16 protein-coding genes are annotated in these 20,228 nt (G+C 71.4%); 6 read left to right on the top strand and 10 right to left on the bottom strand.

From position 1 onward, the window contains the following. Positions 1 to 47: 47 nt before the first annotated feature. Positions 48 to 1,745, top strand: coding sequence for an amidohydrolase (locus WMF34_RS15985; protein ID WP_437993798.1), 1,698 nt, complete (start codon positions 48 to 50; stop codon positions 1,743 to 1,745). Between the two features lie 87 nt (positions 1,746 to 1,832). Continuing rightward, complete coding sequence (locus tag WMF34_RS15980) at positions 1,833 to 2,216, top strand: hypothetical protein (RefSeq protein ID WP_437993797.1); 384 nt, start codon at positions 1,833 to 1,835, stop codon at positions 2,214 to 2,216. A gap of 79 nt (positions 2,217 to 2,295) precedes the next feature. On the opposite strand, the gene WMF34_RS15975 is transcribed toward WMF34_RS15980, so the two are convergent. Beyond that, positions 2,296 to 3,165: a DUF899 domain-containing protein gene (locus WMF34_RS15975; RefSeq protein ID WP_437993796.1), complete on the bottom strand. Its 870-nt coding sequence runs from the start codon at positions 3,163 to 3,165 to the stop codon at positions 2,296 to 2,298. 415 nt (positions 3,166 to 3,580) lie between these two features. On the opposite strand from WMF34_RS15975, the gene WMF34_RS15970 reads away from it, so the two are divergent. The 4 genes from WMF34_RS15970 (at position 3,581) to WMF34_RS15955 (ending at position 8,657) form a co-directional block, all read left to right on the top strand. Further along, positions 3,581 to 4,915 carry a cytochrome P450 gene (locus WMF34_RS15970; protein ID WP_437993795.1) on the top strand — a complete coding sequence of 445 codons (1,335 nt, stop codon included), beginning with the start codon at positions 3,581 to 3,583 and terminating at the stop codon, positions 4,913 to 4,915. Between the two features lie 185 nt (positions 4,916 to 5,100). Beyond that, the gene (locus WMF34_RS15965; protein ID WP_437993794.1) at positions 5,101 to 7,188 is read left to right on the top strand and encodes an alpha-amylase family glycosyl hydrolase; all 2,088 of its coding nucleotides are present in this window, start codon (positions 5,101 to 5,103) and stop codon (positions 7,186 to 7,188) included. A gap of 209 nt (positions 7,189 to 7,397) precedes the next feature. Next, entirely contained in the window at positions 7,398 to 8,072 is a 675-nt protein-coding gene (locus tag WMF34_RS15960) for an O-methyltransferase (protein ID WP_437993793.1), read from the top strand. A gap of 342 nt (positions 8,073 to 8,414) precedes the next feature. Then, positions 8,415 to 8,657, top strand: coding sequence for a hypothetical protein (locus WMF34_RS15955; protein WP_437993792.1), 243 nt, complete (start codon positions 8,415 to 8,417; stop codon positions 8,655 to 8,657). Positions 8,658 to 8,961: 304 nt separating this feature from the next. Here WMF34_RS15955 and WMF34_RS15950 read toward each other — a convergent pair whose 3' ends face one another. The 9 genes from WMF34_RS15950 to WMF34_RS15910 form a co-directional block, all read right to left on the bottom strand. Further along, positions 8,962 to 9,807 (bottom strand): carbohydrate ABC transporter permease, encoded by an 846-nt coding sequence (locus tag WMF34_RS15950; protein ID WP_012235690.1) that lies wholly within the window; start codon positions 9,805 to 9,807, stop codon positions 8,962 to 8,964. After that, the gene (locus tag WMF34_RS15945; protein ID WP_012235689.1) at positions 9,800 to 10,690 is read right to left on the bottom strand and encodes a carbohydrate ABC transporter permease; all 891 of its coding nucleotides are present in this window, start codon (positions 10,688 to 10,690) and stop codon (positions 9,800 to 9,802) included. Before WMF34_RS15945 ends, WMF34_RS15950 begins: the two co-directional genes overlap by 8 nt. Next, complete coding sequence (locus tag WMF34_RS15940) at positions 10,687 to 12,009, bottom strand: ABC transporter substrate-binding protein (protein WP_437993791.1); 1,323 nt, start codon at positions 12,007 to 12,009, stop codon at positions 10,687 to 10,689. The genes WMF34_RS15945 and WMF34_RS15940 overlap by 4 nt, the downstream gene beginning before the upstream one ends. Before the next feature lies 1 nt (position 12,010). Next, positions 12,011 to 13,087: an ABC transporter ATP-binding protein gene (locus WMF34_RS15935; protein ID WP_437993790.1), complete on the bottom strand. Its 1,077-nt coding sequence runs from the start codon at positions 13,085 to 13,087 to the stop codon at positions 12,011 to 12,013. A gap of 49 nt (positions 13,088 to 13,136) precedes the next feature. Continuing rightward, complete coding sequence (locus WMF34_RS15930) at positions 13,137 to 13,301, bottom strand: hypothetical protein (protein WP_437993789.1); 165 nt, start codon at positions 13,299 to 13,301, stop codon at positions 13,137 to 13,139. 8 nt (positions 13,302 to 13,309) lie between these two features. Then, a complete protein-coding gene (locus WMF34_RS15925) occupies positions 13,310 to 15,499 on the bottom strand; it encodes a sugar nucleotide-binding protein (protein WP_437993788.1) in 2,190 nt (729 codons plus the stop codon). A 2-nt stretch (positions 15,500 to 15,501) separates the two neighbouring features. Next, a complete protein-coding gene (gene glf / locus WMF34_RS15920) occupies positions 15,502 to 16,626 on the bottom strand; it encodes a UDP-galactopyranose mutase (RefSeq protein ID WP_012235685.1) in 1,125 nt (374 codons plus the stop codon). Then, complete coding sequence (locus tag WMF34_RS15915; protein WP_437993787.1) at positions 16,619 to 17,767, bottom strand: glycosyltransferase family 1 protein; 1,149 nt, start codon at positions 17,765 to 17,767, stop codon at positions 16,619 to 16,621. The genes glf and WMF34_RS15915 overlap by 8 nt, the downstream gene beginning before the upstream one ends. Positions 17,768 to 18,107: 340 nt before the next feature. After that, complete coding sequence (locus WMF34_RS15910; protein WP_437993786.1) at positions 18,108 to 20,018, bottom strand: glycoside hydrolase family 2 protein; 1,911 nt, start codon at positions 20,016 to 20,018, stop codon at positions 18,108 to 18,110. Between the last annotated feature and the right edge of the window lie 210 nt (positions 20,019 to 20,228).

Raw genomic sequence — 20,228 nt, 5'->3', positions numbered from 1 at the left:
CCCCTGCCCGCCGTTGCGCGCCCCATGCGGGTGCTAGGGTGGCGCTCATGTCGAACGCGCTCCGAGCGACGCTCCTGAGCCTCTTCGGCAGCCTCGCCCCCGGCTGTGCCTCGCCGGGCCTGCTCGCCGCGACGGCGGCGCCCTCGGCGCCCGCAGATCTCGTGATCACGGCCAGCGTCGTCCGGACCATGGACCCCGGGAACCCGCGCGCCGAGGCGGTCGCCGTGCGCGGCGAGCGGATCGTGTTCGTGGGCAGCGCGGCCGGCGCGAAGGCCTTCGTCGGGCCGGGGACGCGCGTCGAGGAGCTGCCGGGGCGCGCGATCGTGCCCGGGCTCGTCGACGGGCATGCCCATCTTTACGGGCTCGGGGTCGCGCTGGAGACGCTGAGCGTGCGCGGCGCGAAGAGCGCCGAGGACGCGGCGGCGATCGTGGCCGAGGCGGCGAAGGCCCGCTCGACGGCCGAGTGGATCACCGGGCGCGGCTGGGACCAGAACCTCTGGCCGGGCGCCGCGTTCCCCACGCACGCCCCGCTCGACGCGGCGGCGCCGGAGCACCCGGTGGCGTTGCGCCGCGTCGACGGGCACGCGCTCTGGGCGAACGCGGCGGCGATGCGCGCGGCCGGGGTCGGCCGAGGCACGCCGGATCCGCCGGGCGGGCGCGTCCTGCGCGACGCCGCGGGCGAGCCGACGGGCGTCTTCATCGACAACGCGATGGGCCTCATCGAGGCCAAGGTCCCGGCCGACCCGCCCGCCGTGCGCGAGCGGCGCATCCTGCGCGCGGCCGAGGCGGCGCTCTCGTCCGGGCTCACGGGCGTGCACGAGATGGGCATCGACGACGAGACCGCGGCCGTCTACCGCGCGCTCGCCGCCTCCGGGCGGCTGCCGATCCGCGTTACCGCGTACCTCGCGGGCGACGGGAACCTCGAGGGGCTGAAGGCGCGCGCGCCCGACGTGGACCCGAAAGGCACGGCGATGTTCGTCCTGCGCGGGGTCAAGCTCTTCGCGGACGGCGCGCTCGGCTCGCGCGGCGCGGCGCTGCTCGCGCCATACGCGGACGAGCCCTCGACGAGCGGGCTCCTGCTGATGGATCGCGAGGCGCTCGCGCGCGCGGCGCGGCTCGTCGCGGACGCGGGCTTCCAGCTCGCGGTGCACGCGATCGGCGACCGCGCCAACCGCGCCGTGCTCGACGCCTTCGAGGCGCTCGGCCCGGGGCGGGCGGCGGCGCTCCGGTTCCGGGTGGAGCACGCGCAGATCCTCTCGCCCGACGATCTGCCGCGCTTCGCGGCGCTCGGGGTGATCGCCTCGATGCAGCCGACCCACGCGACGAGCGACATGCCCTGGGCGCCCGCACGGCTCGGCGCCCATCGCCTGAAGGGCGCGTATGCCTGGCGGTCGCTCTTGTCGTCGGGCGCCCGCCTCGTGTTCGGCTCGGATTTCCCGGTGGAGGACGCCTCTCCGCTGCTCGGCATCCATGCCGCCGTGACCCGGCAGGATCTCTCGGGCCACCCCCCGGGCGGGTGGATGCCCGAGGAGCGGCTCGACCTCGACGAGGCGCTCCTGGCCTTCACCGAGGCGCCCGCGTACGCGGCCTTCGCCGAGGGCCAGCGGGGCCGGATCGCGCCTGGCTACGTGGCCGATCTGACCGTCCTCGGCCGCGATCTCTCGCCCGATCGCTCGCTCGTCGACACGAAGGTCGACATGGTGGTCGTGGGCGGCCGCGTGGCGCGCGCGCCGGCGCCGCGGTGAGCGGCGCGTGTTGCGCTCCGTCCGGACCGCCATGACACCTCACGGCCGACGCATGCAAACGACGAACGAAAGGAGGAATGAGCACCTATGCTTGCACGCTACCAGATCGTCCGCGGGCACCGTCGGGAGGACGATCCGCTGCCAGAAGGCAAGCGGTACGACACGCGCAAACACACGCACCACGTCCTGAGGACCACCCCGGAGATCGTCGAAGAGTTCCTGTCGGATCCCTCGCAAGCTGGCTTCAAGAGGTTTCGCGCCGCCTACTATGCGGTGCTCGACAGGCGGTTTGCGGAGCAACGGGAGCACTTCGACGCGCTGGCGCGGGAGGCCCGGCAAGGTGACGTGTTCCTCGGCTGCAACTGCCCCACGGCGCGCCAGCCCGACGTCCGGCACTGCCACACGTGGCTGGCGCTGGAGTACCTTGCCCGCAAGTACCCGGACCTGGACGTGAGGTTCGATGCGCGGTGAGCGGCGTTCCCTCATGCCCACGGCGAGCGAGGCCGCTCGGGCGTCGCGCTTTCCCCGGGTGCGGCGAGGGACCCGCGGTTCAGCGCCGCATCCGTGAGCAACAGTCGTCCGCCTCGGGAGCGCCGGCGGCGGGCCGCGCGCCGCTCGAGTCGGACAGGTCCTCCTGCTCGTCGGGGTAGCGGATGCGCTCGTCGCCGGCCTTGGCGCCCAGCCCGGTGCTGCGCCCCTTGGGCTCTTCCCATTCCTCCTGGCGCCCGAGCGCGGTCAGATCGAGGGAATAGTACGAGCCGCCCGTCGACTCCGTGCCGCGCCCGTACGTCGAGTAGGTGTGGTACACGCGCTCGCCGTCGCGCAGGAAGCAGCTCAGCCCGTGCAGATCGAAGGGCTGTTTGCCCCCCAGGTAATAAGCGGATCCCGCCTGCTCGTGCTCGACGGGCGTTCGGTAGTTGTACTCCACGGGCGCGACCGACTCGTCCAGCGTGACGTGGTAGTCGTGGTTGAAGCGGCTGCCCGCGGACGAGTACCAGGGCACGTGCCAGCCCATCCGCGCCTTGAACGGCGCGATCTTCTCCCAGGGACCGCGCGAGATGAGCGCGAACGTGGTGCCGACGTTGTGCCAGTGCCGCAGGTGGCCCTTCGAGATCTGATCGGCGAAGCCCGAGCAGCTCGGGCAGCCGCGATCCTTGGGTGTGCCGTCGTCCTCGAACAGCCACATGAAATGATAGACGATGAGCTGCTGCCGGCCCTCGAACAGATCGAGCAGGCGCAGCTTGCCGTGGGCGCCCGAGAACTCGTACGGCTCGGTCACCTCGACCATCGGCATTCGCCGGCGATCCGCGTTGAGCCGATCGCGCGCTCTCGTCAGCTCTTTCTCGCGGGCGAGCAGCGCCTTGCGCGCCTCCAGCCACTCGGCGCGCGACACGACGCGGGGCAATTCGATCCGGGTCATGGGGACATCTCCATGGTCATCGGGAATGGGCCTCGCCCAATGCGGGCGCTGCCGCGGAACGGGTTCGGAAGGTCGACTGCCGAAGCGCGCGAAACTCATCGGTGCATCCGTCAAAAAAACGTCGCCGGCCGCAGCCATATGCATGGCACGAATATTGCATAAATCATAAAAAGCCACCAGCAACGACCCACGCGGGCTCTTCGGAAAGTGAGCGCGGTAGCGCCGGCCGACCCCGACGGGGTGGTCACGAGGGCCTTGGTCGGACGGACACCGCGCGGCGCGCCCCCGCCTGGCGCCTTCCGTCGCAACATTGGCGCCCGACGCCGCTGCCGCAGCGGCGCGCCGAGCCCATCCTTGCGTCGATCCCGGTGAGGCGCCGCGCGCCCCCGGGGTCGAGCCCCCGCCGAGGTACGCCATGAGCCAGTTGCCCCGAGGCCCGCGCAGCCGACTTCTTACGACCTACAAGTTCCTCACCCGTCCGTTCGAGTTCCTCACGCATTGCGCCGCCACCTACGGCGATGTCTTCAACGTCCCCGTGGTCAGCGGCGATGTCGTGATCGCCGGAGGCCCCAGGACGGTGCAGGACGTGTTGACGGCGCCGCCCGAGACCTTCCTTCCCTTCGCCACCAAGGCGATCGCGCCGCTCGTGGGGGAGCACTCGCTGCTCATGCTCTCGGACGAGCGCCACAGGCGCGAGCGGAAGCTGCTGACGCCGCCGTTCCACGGCGATCGCATGCGCGCCTACGCGGCGGCGATGGCGGACACCGCCGCGCGCCGGCTCACCGAGGCGGCGCGCGCGCCCCGCGCCGTCGCCCAGGAGCTCACGCAGGCGATCTCGCTCGACGTCATCATCCGCGCCGTCTTCGGCGTGGAGGAGCCGTCTCGAACGAGCGCGTTCGCTCGGGCCGTCGTCGCCATGACCGACGCGCTGACCCCGGCGCTGACCTTCCTGCCGCCCTTGCAGCGGGAGCTCGGCGGCCTCGGCCCCTACGCGCGCTTCCGCCGGCGCGTCGGCGAGCTGGACGCCCTGTTCCGGGCGCAGATCGAGCGGGCGCGCGCGGCGCCGGGCGACGACATCCTGAGCCTCATGGTCTCGGCCCGTTACGACGACGGATCGCGCATGAGCGATCAGGCCATCTTCGACGAGCTCCGGACGCTGCTGTTCGCCGGGCACGAGACCACGGCGCTCGCCCTGGCGTGGGCCCTCGATCACGTGCACCGCCACCCCGGCGTCCTCGCGCGCCTCCGCGACGAGATCGACGCCCTCGGCCCGGAGCCCGACCCCGAGCGCCTGGCTGCCCTGCCCTACCTGGACGCCGTGTGCAAGGAGGCGCTGCGCGTCTATCCGATCGTCACCGAGTCGCCGCGCCTCCTGGCGCAGCCGTTCCGCCTCGGCGAGCACGAGCTCCTGCCGGGAACGGGGGTGGCGCCCTGCATCCTGCTCGTGCACCACCACCCCGAGCTCTACCCCGAGCCGTCCCGGTTCAGGCCAGAGCGCTTCCTGGAGCGAAAGTTCTCCCCGTTCGAGTACCTGCCTTTCGGCGGCGGACACCGCCGCTGCATCGGCGCGGCCTTCGCGATGTTCGAGATGAAGATCGTGCTCGGCGTGGCGCTGTCAGCATGGGAGTTCCGCCTGCTCGACGAGCGTCCGCCCCGCCCCGTGCGCCGCAACCTGACGCTGAGCCCCTCGGGCGGCGTCCCGCTCGTCCTGCGCGCCCGGGGCCGCAGCCGCCTTTACGCCGCCGCCTGATCCTGGCGCGAGGAGGCGCAGGGGAAGCCCCAGCACGGGAATGCGCCGCCGTGGATGCCACGACACGGCGGACATGGAGGAGAGAGAGAAGATCACGACGTAAAACCTCCGCGCTCCCGGCGCTTCGGCGATCGCCAGGGGTGGATCTGGAATAGAGGGGCTCCCCCGCTTGCCGCATCGCCCCCATGCTGAGACGCCTCCTCCGCTCGACCGCCGCCTCCTCTCCCCGTGCATCTCTCTCTGGACCGGTCGTACCGATCGGCGCGGCCGCGGGCGCCCCTCGGCAGCGCGCCCCAGGCCCATCGCGTCACGCGCGGCCGCTCACCCGCCTCGGATGGGCTGCCGCGCTGCTCCTGGCGGCCCCCTCGTGCGAATCGGTCATCCCCTCGGGTTCGCCGCGCCCCTCCGCGGCGGCGCAAGCCCGGCTGGAGCTGCACGCGGGCGATGCCGACGTCTGGGCCTTCAGCGCGCGCGTCCAGGGCGCCCTCGCCGGAGCGGGCACGCTGGAGGACTGCGCGATCCGGGTGGGCGGCGACGTGTTCCCCGCGGCGATCGAGCAGCAGCGGTTCTTCGCGGACGTCCCGCTGCGCGAGGGCGAGAACGAGATCGTCGCGCGCTGCCGGGAGGCGAGCGCGGGTGACCTGGACTCTCCGCCCGTCACCTACCGCGTCCGGCTGGAGGACACGCCGCGCGCCCGCGCCCGCGCCGCGCTGGCCGGCGGCAAGCTCGTCCTCGACGCGACGAGCAGCGAGCCCAGCGAGCGCTCCCGCGCCGAGATCGTCGCCTTCGACTGGCTCCGCCTGCGCGGCGGCGCGGCGCCGGAGCCGCTCGGACAGGGCGCTCGCCTCGAGCTGCCGGCGCCCGACGCCGGCGATCAGGCGCTCTACGAGCTCAGGGTGCGCGACGAGCGCGGCCGAGGCGACGCCGCGCGTGTCGCGCCGCCGCTCGAGGCCGCCTCCGGCAGGGCCGCACCGGCGTGGATCGACGACGCCGTCCTCTACGGCGTCGTGCCGCCGTTCTTCGGCGATCCGCCGCTCCGGAGCGTCCGCGCCGCCCTCCCCGCGATCGAGCGGCTCGGCGTCACGGCGATCTGGCTATCTCCACTCTTCGCCGCGCCCGAGGGCGACTTCGGGTATGCCGTCACCGATTACTTCAGCGTGCGCCCCGACTACGGGACCGAGCAAGATCTCCGCGAGCTCGTGGACGACGCGCACCGGCGCGGCCTGCGCGTGCTGCTCGATCTCGTGCCCAACCACACCTCGGCCGAGCACCCGTATTTCCGGGAAGCCGAGCGGCGCATGCGCCGCGCGCACAGCTTCGCCTTCTACGATCGCGACGAAGGAGGCGAACCGACGCATTACTTCGACTGGAAGCACCTGCCGAACCTGAACTACGACAGCGCCGAGGTGGCGCGCTGGATGCTCGAGGCGTCGCTGCACTGGGTGCGCCGGTTCGACATCGATGGCTATCGCGTCGACGCCGCGTGGGGCATCAAGCAGCGGCGGGGCGAGCTCTGGTCCCCCTGGGCCGCCGAGCTCCGGCGCGTGGGCCCGCATGTCGCGCTGATCGCCGAGGCCTCGGCGCGCGATCCGTACTACCTGCGGAACGGGTTCGACGCGGCGTATGACTGGACCGAGGAGCTCGGACACTGGGCCTGGAAAGACGTGTTCGGCGCGCCGCGGGGCATCGCGGCCCGGCTCGGCGCGGCGCTCGCCGCCACCGCCGCGCGCGCCGAGCGCCCCGAGCGCACGCTCAGGTTCATCAACAACAACGACACGGGCGCGCGCTTCGTCACCCGCCACGGGCCGGGGCTGACGCGCGTCGCCGCGGCGGCGCTGCTGACGTTGCCGGGGATCCCGTGCGTCTACACGTTCGACGAGCTCGGCGCCGAGTACGAGCCTTACGGCGGCCTCGCCCCGGTCTCACGGCCCCCGCGCGGCCAGCTGGCGCGGCATTACGAGCAGCTGATCCGGCTCAGGCGCGGCGTCGCGGCGCTCCGGTCGCCGGGGCACCACACGGTGCACGCCGGGGGGCCGGACGACGAGGTCTTCGCCTATGTCAGGCACGGCGACGACGCGTCTCGCTTCGCGCTCGTGGTCCTGAACTTCAGCGAGCGATCGGTGAGGAAGCGGCTCACCGTCCCGGAGCCGTTCGCCGCCCACGCGCGAGGCGGCCTGCGCGACGCGCTGAGCGGCGCCGGCGCGCACCTCCGGGCCGGCGCCCTCGCGCTGGACCTCGCGCCCTGGGACGTCCGCGTCCTCGTGCCGCGGTAGGACGAAGGACGAGCCCCGCGCGGCGGCGAGGGCTGCGCTCACCCCAGACATCTGTTATAACGGACAAACATCCAACGTTTGACCTGGCGGCGAGGCGCCCCTGCGAGGGCGCTCAGCATCGCCGATACATGCAGTAAAGTTCAACACTTGGCGCTCAACTCACCTGTGCGAGGCGACGGGGGTCGCCCGACGTGAGGAGGATGATTTTCATGGCTCAGGAGCAATGGTCCGCCGTCGATCGCTACCTCACCGATCTGCTCGTGCCGTCCGACGCCGCGCTCGATGCGGCGCTCGCGGCCAGCGCCGCGGCCGGCCTGCCGCCGATCAACGTCGCGCCGAATCAGGGCAAGCTGCTGCATCTCCTGGCGCTGATCCAGGGGGCGCGAGCCATCCTGGAGATCGGCACGCTCGGGGGTTACAGCACGATCTGGCTCGCGCGGGCGCTGCCCGCCGGCGGCCGCCTGATCACGCTGGAGTCGGAGCCGAAGCACGCCGAGGTCGCCCGCGCGAACCTCGATCGCGCCGGGCTGGCCGACATCGTCGAGCTGCGCCTGGGGCGAGCGCTGGACACGCTGCCAAAGCTCGCCGCGGAGGGCCGCGGCCCGTTCGACCTCATCTTCATCGACGCCGACAAGCCGAGCAATCCCGACTACTTCGCGTGGGCGCTCAAGCTCTCCCGCCGCGGCAGCGTCATCGTGATCGACAACGTCGTGCGCAAGGGGGCGGTCATCGACCCCGAGAGCGCCGATCCCAACGTCCAGGGGGTGCGCCGCCTGAACAAGCTGCTCGCCGCCGAGCGACGCGTGAGCGCGACGGCGATCCAGACCGTGGGCAGCAAGGGATACGACGGCCTCGCGATCGTCCTCGTCACCGAGGATCCGTAGCCGCAGCGGCCGAGCGTCTCGCCGGGCGCTCCTCGCGCCCTCTCGCGCCGGCCCACAAAAAACAGAGCGCCCATTCGACGGCGGGGGGGGAAGCCGTCACGGGCGCTCTGCCGTGGTTATCTAGCAGGACACGGGCCAGGGCCTTTCCGCACCTTTTTCAAGGACTTACCCATCAGGAAGCCCCTGAAGCTTTCGATCCTGAGATCGCCGCTTGCAGACCTGACGGATGCACTCGGGGCGAGCGCCGCTTCAGCCCCGGTCTGACGAGCCGCTGCGCGGCGCTCGCGCTCGAGGAATGCTTCGGGTCGCGTCGATCGGGGTGGCATGAGCGCGGAGAGTTCGGTGGTGCCTGAGAATGTGGAGAGCCTGCGAGCGGCTCTGGAGCAGCTCCGAAGGGCGCGCCGGGAGCACGGGACGGCGGGCTGCCTGCTCGTGGCGCTCTCCGGCTACGGACGCGACGAGGACAAGGCCGAGGCGCGGCGCGCCGGCTTCGATCTTCACTTGACCAAGCCGGCCGACACAGAGGCCATCGCTGAGCTGCTCGCCAAGCGCTGCGCGGCGCGCGGTGGGGGCGCGGACCCGTAACCTCAGCGGCCCAGCGCGGGCTCCTCGCGCCGGCCCACAAAAAACAGAGCGCCCATTCGACGGCGGGGGGGGAGCCGTCACGGGCGCTCTGCCGTGGTCACTTAGCAGGACACGGGCCAGGGCTTCTCCGCACTTGTTTCAAGGACTTACCCGTAAGGGAACCCCTGAAGCTTTCGATCCTGAGATGGTCGATTGCAGACCTGGAGGGATGCTCTCGCGCCGCGACCCGGGCCGTGCGGCGGCGGCCCAGCGCGGCGTGCCAGGGCTCGCCGAAGGGGGTCGGCTTTCCGGGCAAGGTCGTGGTTCAGCGCTTGAGCCCGGTCCGCGCGAGCCCCTCCACGAAGTACCGCTGCGCGAACAGGAAGAGCACCACGAGCGGCAACATCGCGAGGGAGGCGCCCGCCATGAGCACGGCCGGCTCGCCGCCGTAGGCGTTCTGGGTGCCGGCGATCATCTGCTGGATGTTCATCTTCCGCGGAGAGGTGATGTAGACGAGCGGCCCGAAGTAGTCGTTCCAGGCGGCCTTGAGCCCAAGGACCGCGAGCGTCGCGACGGCCGGCCCAGCGAGGGGGAAGACCACCCGCGTGAACGTCTGGAAAGGGTTCGCGCCGTCCAGCGTCGCGGCCTCGATGAGCTCGTCCGGAATGCTCGCGAAGTACTGCCGCATCAGGAAGATCGCGACCGCGCTGCCCGTCGCGCCCGGCACGATGAGCGGATAGTAGGTGTCGATCCAGCCGATCCGGGCGAAGCCCACGAACTGCGGGATCAACGTGACCACGCCCGGCAGCATCATCGTCGACAGGAGCGCGGCGAAGATCGCGTCGCGCCCCGGAAAACGGAGCTTCGCGAAGGCGTAGCCGGCGAACGAGGCGGTGAGGAGGCCGCCGAGGGTCGAGGGGACGGCGATGAGGAGCGTGTTCCAGGTGCCGCGGAGGATGTCGATCTCGGCGAAGGCTTGCCGGTAGTTGGCGAGCGTCGGGCGGGCCGGGATCCAGCGGATCGGGACCGCGTAGATCTCGTCCGCCGGCTTCACGCTGGTGCTGATCATGAACGCGAAGGGCGCGAGCACGAAGACGGCCACCAGCGCGAGGACGGCATAGGAGAGGAGCCGGAGCGCGCGTCGCCCTCGGGACCTCCGGCCGCTACTCATCGTGCACCCAGCGCCGGGCGAGGCGGAACTGGAGCACGGTCACGATCATCACGAGCGCGCCGAGCACCCAGGCCATCGCCGACGCATAACCCATCTGGAAGTACTGAAAGCCGGTGAGGTAGAGATAGAGCATGAACGTCGCCGAGCGGAACTCCGGGCCGCCGCGCGTCATCACGTAGACCTGATCGAAGCTCTGCAGCCCGCCGATGACGCTGGTGACGGCGATGAAGAACGTCATCGGGCTGATGGCCGGCAGGGTCACGTGCCGGAAGCGCTGCCAGGCGTTCGCCCCGTCGAGCTCCGCGGCTTCGAGCAGCGATCGCGGCACGCCCTGGAGCGCGGCCAGGAAGAGGACCATGTTGTAGCCGAGCCCGCTCCAGATCCCCATCACGACGAGCGCGGGCTTGACCAGGCGCGGGCTCGAGAGCCACGCGGGCGGGTCGGCGACGCCGAGGGCGCGGAGGTACGTGTTGATGAGCCCGTAATCGGCGTTGTAGATCCACTTCCAGAGCAGCGCCGCGGCCACGATCGAGCACACGGAGGGGATGAAATAGACGGTGCGGAAGAGCCCCTCGAGCCTGAGCTTCTGGTTCAACAGGAGCGCGAGCAAGAGGGAGATGGCGATGCCGATCGGGATGCCGAGGAGGTAAAAGGCCGTGTTGGCGAGCGTCCGCCAGACGAAGAAATCCCGGGCGAAGAGGCGAGCGTAGTTATCGAGGCCGACCCAGCGCGGCGGCGTGAGCACCTCGAAGCGGGTGAAGCTCAGGTAGAGCGACGCCAGCATCGGGCCGAGCGCGAACACGACGAAGCCGAGCACGGGGACCGCCACGAACGCACAACCCCAGCGCGCCTCGGCGCGGGCGCGCGGTATCTGCTTCTTCAACGCGCCGCCTCCGGTCCGGGGTTGTTCTCCCGCATGGTTTGCACGACGATCGGCGCGAGGGCCGGGAGCAGCTCGCGCGCGCGCCGCTCGCCGCGCCAGACCTGGGGGAGGAAGCTCGAGAACACCTCGTGCCAGAAGGCGTTGGGCAGCTCGGTCTCTGGGCTCGGACGGCTCGTCTCGGCGGCGCGCAGGAAGACCTCGGCGTGGGCCGGCCGCTGCCCGGGCTGGAGGAAAGCGGCGGTCGCGGCGACCGATCGCTGATTGGGCACCTGGAGCCCGGATCGGGCCAGCTCGCGTTGTCCCTCGGGGCCGGCCAGGTACTCGATCAACGTGAACGCCTCGGCGATGCGCCGGCTCGCGGCGCTGACGGCGAGCCCCACGGAGCCAGACCAGCTCACCGAGGTCATGCCCGGCTTCGGGACCGGCACCGGCGCGACATCCCAGTCGAAGCGCATCCGGCGATAACGCGGGACCATCCAGCGACCATCGATGTGCATGGCGACGAGCCCGGCCTCGAAGAGCTCGCTCTGCCCGGCGCCGCCGCCGCGGGCGAGGTTGGGCGCCACGTGATGGCGGAGGGCCAGATCCGCGCACCACTGCACCGCGTCCATCGACACGTCGGAGTCCATGAGCCACCGGCGCTTCTCCGCGTCCACGATCTCGCCGCCCGCGGACCACACCGCGGCTTCGTAGGGATATCCGGTGATCCCCCAGTGCTGGACATAGCCTTCGCGGTACGTGAGCGCGCGAAAGGCGGCGATGGCCTGGTCCCAGGTCATCGGCACCTCGGGATCCGGCGCGGGGACGCCGCGGCGGCGCAGCGCGTCCTTGTTGTAGTAGAGCACCGTGGGGCCGATGTCCTTCGGCAGCGCGTACAGGCTGCCCTCGTGGAGGACGCGGCCATTCCACCGATAGCGGTCCAGGGCGGTCGGCCAGATGTCGGCGAGGTCGAGGGTCCGACTCTCCTGCACGAGACCGTCGATGTCGCGCAAGACGCCCTGACTGACCATCTCGCCGAACGCGCCGTCGGGAACGTAGAAGACGTCGGGCGCGCGCTTCGCCACGATCATCAGCCGGAGCTTGTTGAGGTAGTCGTAGCCGACGCCGGGCACCTGCGTGTACTCGACGTGGATCTCCGGGTGGATCCGCTCGAAGGCGGCGAGCGCCGACCGCATGATGGCCCGCTCCTCCGGCATCCCCCAGCCGACGAAGGTGATGGTGGTGCGCGCGACCTGCGGCGGGGCATCGGCCTTCGAGGCGCATCCGGCGGGCGAGATGGACGCGCACCAGACCACGAGCCAGAGCGCGCGACGGGCCATCTCAGACCCGCTCCTCGGTGCGCGGATCGAACAGGTGGACGTGCTCCGGCGCGGCGCCCAGCGTCACGCGCGCGCCGACGGCCGGCGTCGTGCCGCGATCCGACCAGCGGGACACGATCGCGGCGTCGCCGACGCGCAGGTGGACGTACGACTCGAACCCCATCACCTCGACCATCTCGACATCGCCCTGCACGCCGAGCGAAGCGCCGGCGGGCGCGGGGCCGAGGTGCTCGGGCCGGACGCCGGCGATCACCCGGCCCTCGCGGTGCTCCGGCGTCCTCGGCAGCGCGAGCCGCACGCTGGGCGCCGAGAGCACCGAGGTCGGGCCGTCGAGGCGGAGCTCGGCGGGGATCAGGTTCATCGGCGGTGAGCCGATGAACGTCGCGACGAAGACGTTCGCCGGCCGGTCGTAGAGCTGCAGCGGGCTGTCGTGCTGGAGGAGCGCGCCTCCGCGGAGGACGGCGATCCGCTCCCCGAGCGTGAGCGCCTCCGTCTGATCGTGGGTCACGTACACGAGCGTCGTTCCGAGGCGACGATGCAGGCGGCGCAGCTCGGCGCGCATCGAGCTGCGCAGCGCGGCGTCGAGGTTCGAGAGCGGCTCGTCCATGAGCAGCACGCCGGGCTCGCGCACGATGGCGCGCCCGATGGCCACGCGCTGCTGCTGGCCGCCCGAGAGAGCCCGCGGCTTGCGATCGAGGAGGTGATCGATCGCCAGCGCGCGCGCCGTGGCCTCCACGCGGCGCTTCACCTCGCCGCGCGGCACGCGGCGGAGCGCGAGCGCGAAGGCCATGTTCTCGAAGCACGTCATGTGCGGGTAGAGCGCGTAGCTCTGGAAGACCATGGCGACGTCGCGCTGCTTCGGGGGCACGTCGTTGACCACGCGGCCGCCGATGGAGAGCGTCCCGCCGTCGACGTCCTCGAGGCCCGCGATCATCCGGAGCGTCGTCGACTTGCCGCACCCGGAAGGCCCGACGAGCACGAGGAGCTCGCCGTCCTCGATGCGCAGCGACAGGTCCTCCACGATGGGCGCGCTCCCCTGGTAGCGCTTGTACACATGCTCGAACGCGATCGCGGCCACGCTTCCGCCTCCTCGGCGCCGCTGCTCGTGAACCGCGGCGTGCGCGAGATCAAGCTGCCGGACGAGCGCCGCCTTCGCGTCGCCGGGCGAGCTTCCAGCTGAACGCTGAGCCAAGGATCTCGGCCAGATCCGCGACGTCGTGGCCGCGCGCGACGAGCTCTTCGGTGATCGCGCTGCCCATGTGGCCGGGTCCGCCGGTGACCAGGATGCGCATGAGACCTCCTAACTTCGTGGCCGGGGGTCACGCTCCGCGACGTAGCGCGCGAGCGCGTCGTCGAGCGACGGCAACAAGAGCCCGCGGCCGCTCCCGAGCGCGCTGTACCGCGGGCGCGGCGCGGCCAGGCCGAGCGCGCGGCTCGGGCAGCGCACGAGCCGCGTCGCGGGGACGCGCGCGAGCGCCGCGCTGCGCGAGGCGAGCTCCGCCCAGCTCGTGGCGTCCCGGTTGGCGAGGTGCCAGATGCCGCGCTCGCCGTCGATCAGCAGATCGAGGGTCGCGTGCACGAGATCCGGAACATAGGTCGGCGAGACGATCACGTCGTCCGCCGCGTGGAAGCTCCGGCCCTCGCCGAGGGCGCGGAGCGCGGCGCCGACGAAGTTCGCTTCGTCCCAGGGACCGAAGAACGCGGCCGTCCGCACCACCAGCGCCTCCGGGAGGATCGCGAGGACGTTCCACTCCGCCGTCGCCTTGCTTCGCCCGTAGACGTTGAGCGGCCGCGCGGGATCGGTCTCCACGTACGGCGAGCGCTGCGCGCCGTCGAAGACCAGATCGGCCGAGAAGGTGACGAGCCGCGCGTCACGCCGGCGGCACGCGATCGCGAGCACGGCGGGCCCCAGCGCGTTCTCGCGCTCGCAGCGGTGCGGCTCGCGCTCGGCCTCGTCGACACGCACGAACCCCGCCGTGTTGACGACCGCCCACGGGGCGAGCCGATCGAGGGCGCGCTCGACCGACGCGGGATCGGCGATGTCCATCTCGTCGCGCCCGATCGTGCGATGGGGCAGGCCGCGCAGCGCGCACAGGCGCGCGAACGCGCGGCCGAGCGTCCCCTTCGCGCCGGTGATCAGGATGGGCGGGCCGGCGGCGTCAGCCTCGGACGCGGGCGCGACGGCCGCGGCCGCGGCCGGACCGTACGTCAGCCGCTCCGGGCGCCGCCACCAGCCCGGCGGGGCGAGCACGGGGTGATCGAAGCGATCGCCGCGCGCGAGCGCGGAGACCAGCCGCGCGAGCGCCGTGGACCGCGGCTCGGGGCCGCGCACGTCGAACACGCCCGGCTCGTAGTGCCCGCGCTCCTCGGTGACGAGGCATCTCCAGTCGAAGCAGCCGAGCAACGACCACGCGGTGACCGCGCGCACGTCCACGCCCGCCGCGCGCGCCGCCTCTGCGGCGCGGAACGCCTCGACCAGCCATCGGAGCTGCTCCTCGCGCGGCCCGCCGAGGTGCACCTCGCTGATCGCCACGGGCCGGCGGTAGCGATCCCAGGCCTCCTGGAGCCGCGCGCGGTGCCCGTCGATGCCTCCGGCGACCGCGCGCACGGCCTCGACATCGGCATACGCGTGCTTGCCATTTCCGCCGTGCGACCAGGCGGGGTAAGAGGCCAGCCGCTCGTCGAGGAAGCGCTCGCTCGTGATGTAGTAGTTGATGCCGAGGATGTCCGGCGGACATGGTTCCTCGACGAACCACGCGAGCTCGGCGGGCGAGGCGCCCCACCCGAGGAGCAGCGGAAACAGCGGGTGCTCGCCGTCCACGCGCCCCGTGAGCAGATCGAAGCTGAGCCAGCGCCGGTGATTCTCGTGCTCGGCCTGGTAGGCGAGCAGCGGCGTGCTCATCGTCTTGCCGACGTCCTCGGTCTGGATCAGGCGCGCCCGGGGGATCACCTCCCGGATGGCGCGCATGGCGAGCGCGATCGCGCGGCACTGGATGAGCAGCGCGCGCACGAACGTGCGCGGATCGCGGCCGTGCGGGTACCAGTGCCCGTAGAGGCCCGAGAAGCGGGCCGTCGTGAGCGGCTCGTTCACCGGCGTCCAGTCGGTGACCCACGGATAGCGCTCGGCCGCCGCGCGGGCGAAGCGGGCGAGCCCCTCGGAGAAGCCCGGATCGACGAGGCTCGTGTAACGCGGGCCGCTGCCGTGGTGGACGAGCCCGATGATGGGCCGCACGGCGAGCTCCCGAAGCCGCTCGATCCGCGCGTCGGCCCAGCCGAAGTCCACGCGCTCCGGCCGATCGGGCGCCGTCTGCTCCCAGAGCACGGGCATGCGCAGCGCCTGGATCCCGAGCGCGGCGAAGCGATCGAGATCCTCGAGGCGGCGCGCGTGCCCGCTCCGCTCGAGCTGGTGGTGAACCACGTCGCCGACGCGGTTGACCGTGCACTCCACGCCGCCCCAGATCTCGAGGTGCGCCCTCGCCTCTTCGGCCATGCTCAAGCCGCCTTGGCCGCGGCGAGCTGTCGGTTCGGCACGCCGGCTAGCTTGCCATAGAGGGTGAGCGCCTGCGCCACCACCTGGTCCATGTTGTAGTAGCGATAGGTCCCGAGCCGCCCGGCGAAGTGGACGCCGGGCGTCTCTTTGGCGAGCTCCTCGTACTTGCGGTAGAGGGCCGCGTTCTCCGGCCGCGGCACGGGGTAATACGGATCGCCCTCGCCCTTCGGGATCTCGTAGACGATGGTCGTCTTCGGGTGCACCTGGCCCGTGAGGTACTTGAACTCGGTGACCCGGGTATAGGGGTTCTCGTTCGGATAGTTGATGACCGGCGCGTCCTGGTACCTCTCTTGATCCTTGGTCTCGAAGTGGAACTCCAGGGATCGATACGGCAGCTTCCCGAAGCGATGGTCGAAGAAGGCGTCGACGGGGCCGGTGAAGATCACCTCGCGATGAGGGATCTCGCTCTGCATCTCGCGAAACGAGGCGTTGAGCAGGATCTTGATGTTCGGGTGATCGACCATCCGCTCGAACATGCGCGTGAAGCCGTGGAGCGGCATGGCCTGGTAGGTGTCGGTGAAGTACCGATCGTCGCGGTTGCTCCGCACCGGCACGCGCGCGGTCACGGCGGCGTCGAGCTCGGACGGGTCGAGTCCCCACTGCTTCCGGGTGTAGTGCTTGAAGAACTTCTCGTAGAGCTCGACGCCGACCTTGCTGACGATCACGTCCTCGCTGGTGCGGATCTGCTCGCGTCGCACGGCGCGGGAGGCGAGGAACGCCTCCACCTCGGGCGCGCTCAGGCGCAGGCCGTAGAGCTGGTTGATGGTGTCGAGGTTGATGGGGATGGGGACGAGCTGCCCGTCCACCCAGGCGCGCACGCGGTGCTGGTACGGGCGCCACTCGGTGAACCGCGAGAGGTACTCGAAGACCTCCCGCGAGCTCGTGTGGAAGACGTGGGGGCCGTACCTGTGCACAAGCACGCCGGCGGCGTCGTGGTGATCATAGGCGTTGCCGCCGATGTGCGGGCGGACATCGCAGAGCACCACCTTCTTGCCCGAGCCGCGCGCGAGCCGCTCGGCGAGCACGCAGCCGGCGAAGCCGGCGCCGACGATGAGATAGTCAAACATCGGCGCCCTGCCGCGCCGCCGGGCGCCGGGCCACCATCAGCACGCCGTCGAGGAGCTTCTCGATCTTCGACCATGTCGCGTCCCACGATCCCTGTGCGAGCAGCGCGTCGGCCCGCGCGAGCCGCGCGGCGTGGTCCTCGGCGAGGTACGCCTCGACGGCGGCCACGAAATCGCCCGCGGTGTCCGCGATGCGCGCGAGGCCGAGCTCGCCGTAGGGCCGGACGACATCGCGGATCGACGTGGAGACGACGGGCTTGCCGCCCGCGAGGTACTCCGGCGTCTTGGTGGGGCTGATGAACCGCGTGGCCTCGTTGCGCGCGAACGGGAGGAGCGCCACGTCCCAGCCCGCGAGGTAGGCGGGCAGCTCCTCGTAGGTCTTCTTGCCGAGATAGTGAATGTTGGGCGCGCGCGGCAGGCTCGCCGGATCGATCTTCACGACCGGACCGACGAAGACGAGGTGCCACCCGGGCCGGGCGGCGGCCACGCCGGCGATGAGATCGAGATCCATGCGCTCGTCGATGACGCCGAAGTAGCCGAGCCGCGGGCCCGGAATCGTGGCCTGATCGGCGGGCGGCGCGAGCGGCCGGCGCGCCGCCGAGAAGTGGGCGACGTCGACGCTGCTCGGGAGCAGGTGCACGTTCGCGTGCAGCGCCCTCTTGGACTCGTAGAGGCTGCGCCCTCCCGTGAAGACAACGTCGGCGCGGCGGAGCAGCTCGGCCTCGTGATGCTTGAGCGCGGGCGGCGCGCCGGCGAAAGCGGAGAGCTCGTCCATGCAGTCGTACACGACCGCCCTGGCCGCGAGGTGCCGCGAGAACAGGAGCGCCATCGGCGTGTAGTACCAGAGCACGTGATCGTCGATGCCGAAGCGATCGAGCATGTCGTCGACGAGATCGCGCTGCAGCGCGTGGATCCGCGCATCGTCGAGGCCAGACGGGAGGTGCGGCGTGACGACGCGCACGCCGTGGCGATCGACGGACGCGGCCTCGATCCGCGGCGGCCCGTCGCTCCACACCGGCTCCTCGAAGAAGAACACGCGTCGCGTGCGCGCGCAGCGCGAGAGGAGGTGTTGCGGGCGCTGGAAGACGAAGCTCCAGCGCAGGTGCGAGAAGCAGACGACGTCCGGCCGCCGTTTCGGGCTCATGCTTGTCCTCCTCGGTGGCGGCCGCGGCGCGGTTGATGTGCACGAGCGTGCCGCCCGGGAGGGGCAATACAAGGAACGTACCTGACAGGAAGTACGTGTCACGAACAGCAGAGCTCGCGAGCGAGTGCTCACGCCATCGGGACGAGCACCCTCGGGGTGAACCCGGATCGGGCGTCGTACGCCCGCGCAACGCGCTCGGCCACGGCGCGACCGGATCCGCGCTTCGCGAGGATCACCGCCGCGCCGCCGAAGATTGCCCGCTCGATCGCCCGAGGGCCACCTCCATCGCGGAGCTCGGCCGCCTCTCAGCCGCCCGGTGTGGCGAGGCTCCGTTTGAACATCACTCCTCCCCGGCGATCACCTCGTCCATGATGATGCCTTCTTGGCGCGGGCCGGCGCACTCCGCGAGCTCCATCGGGTCGGGGTGCACCTGCCCGGTGGCCCGACCGCGCGTGGCGGCGGCGATGGCGTCGATCGGGAATTTCGGCGTCCGATCGGCGTAAAGCAGCCCGTTGGCCTCCTGGTAGGTATCGGTGAGCTGCGTGTAGCAGAAGCCCGCGAGCAGCGGTGTTGCGCGCACCACGGCGAGGAGGCGCTCGTACGCCCGCTCCAGCGCCGCTGGGTTGTCGGCGGAGGTGTATCCCCACGTGCCGGGGCGGCGGAGCGCGATACCGCCCATCTCCGAGAGCACGATCGGGTGCTCCAGCTTGCGCGAGTGGCCGTCGAGCACGAGCGCGCGGCCGCCCGGGCGCTCGCGCCGGAAGAGCCGCGGGCGAGACTCGCCGCCGTCGTAGCGCTGGGCGATCCGGGCCGGATCCGGATCGTAGTCGTGAATACCGATGATGTCGGTGGCCACGGCCTCCCAGCCGTCGTTGCCGATCACCGGGCGCGTCGGGTCGAGCGTCTTGGTGAGGTGATAGAGCGCCTTGACCCCGTGCCGCTCACGCGCGCTGTCCGGCAAGTTGGGCACGCCCCAGGACTCGTTGAAGGGCACCCAGGCGATGACGCACGGATGGCTGAAATCGCGGTTGATCGCCTCCGTCCACTCGCGGGTCAGGCGCTCGATCGAGAGGGGCGTGAAGCGGTAAGCGCTCGGCATCTCCTCCCACACGAGCAAGCCCAGCCGATCGGCCCAGTAGAGATAGCGCGGATCCTCGATCTTCTGGTGCTTGCGTGCGCCGTTGAACCCCATGGCGCGCGTGAGCTCGACGTCACGCCGGAGCGCGTCGTCGTCGGGCGCGGTCATCCCGGTCTCGGGCCAGTAGCCCTGATCGAGCACCATCCGGAGCACGATGGGCCGCCCGTTGAGCAGCACGCGGTCGCCCTGAACCGCGATGGCTCGGAGCGCGGTGTAGCTGTGCACGCGATCGATCGTCTCGCCGTCGCGGGTGACGAGCTCGATCTCGGCGTCGATGAGCGTGGGTGACTCCGGGCTCCAGAGCAGCTGGTTGCGCGAGTCGTCGATGCCCGGATCGGAGAGCGCGATCCGGCGGTGGACCTCGCCGAGCACGACGGCGTAGCTGTCCTCGGCGAGCAGCGCGCCGTTCGCGGTGAGGCGCAGGCGCAGGCGCAGTCCGTCCCGGCGCTCGCCGCCGATCCGGGCGTAGAAATCGAGCTCCCATCGGTCGAGGCTCGACTGCCAGCGGAGGGCCGCGATCGAGCTCGCGGGCACGCGCTCCATCCACACCGTCTGCCAGATGCCGGTCGTGCGCGGGTACCAGATGGAGTGCGGCTCGAGCTGCCAGTCCTGCTTGCCGCGCGGCTTGGCGAGGTCGAGCGGATCGTCCTCCGCGCGCACGACGATCTCGACGGCGCGCGCCGAACCGACGAGGTCGGTGATGTCGACGCTGAAGGGGGTGTAGCCGCCGGCGTGATGCGCCGCGCGGCTCCCCGCGATCCAGACGGTCGCGTCGTAGTCGACGGCTCCGAAGTGCAGCATCAGCCGCTCTCCGCCGCAGAGCTCCGGCACCGCGATGGTGCGCCGGTACCAGACGGCGCGGAAGAGGCCGCGCGCGCATACGCCGCTCCGCGGGGTCTCCGGCGCGAAGGGGACCTCGATGAAGCCCTCCCAGCCGACGTCGGCTGGCTCCCGGAAGCGCGCCTCGGGATCGAGCGCGAAGCTCCACGTACCGTTGAGTGATTCCCACCCGGCGCGCCGGAGCTGCGGCCGCGGGTAGCCATGCGCGCGCCCGCCGGCGAGGGAGAGGTCTGCTCCGGGGGATGGATCGGCGGCGACGGACGGCTGGTTCATCCTTCGAGGTGCTTCCTTTGCTGTACGGCGGGGCAGACCTTACAGCGCCTCAGGCGTCACGCCATGCCGCCAGCGCTGGTTTTGATCCGCGCGGTGGCGCAGATTTCATCGACGCGAGAATACCGGACAATGACCGCCTGTCCATGAGTCCGCGAATTCCGGTGTTCCGAGCGGGCCCAGCGGCAAGCGGACAGGTAGCCTCGATCGGTG

The organism is Sorangium sp. So ce145 (assembly GCF_051525985.1).
Lineage (GTDB): Bacteria > Myxococcota_A > Polyangia > Polyangiales > Polyangiaceae > Sorangium > Sorangium cellulosum_B.
Note: the sequence above shows the minus strand (reverse complement) of the source record. Positions and strands in the feature narration are given on the sequence as shown.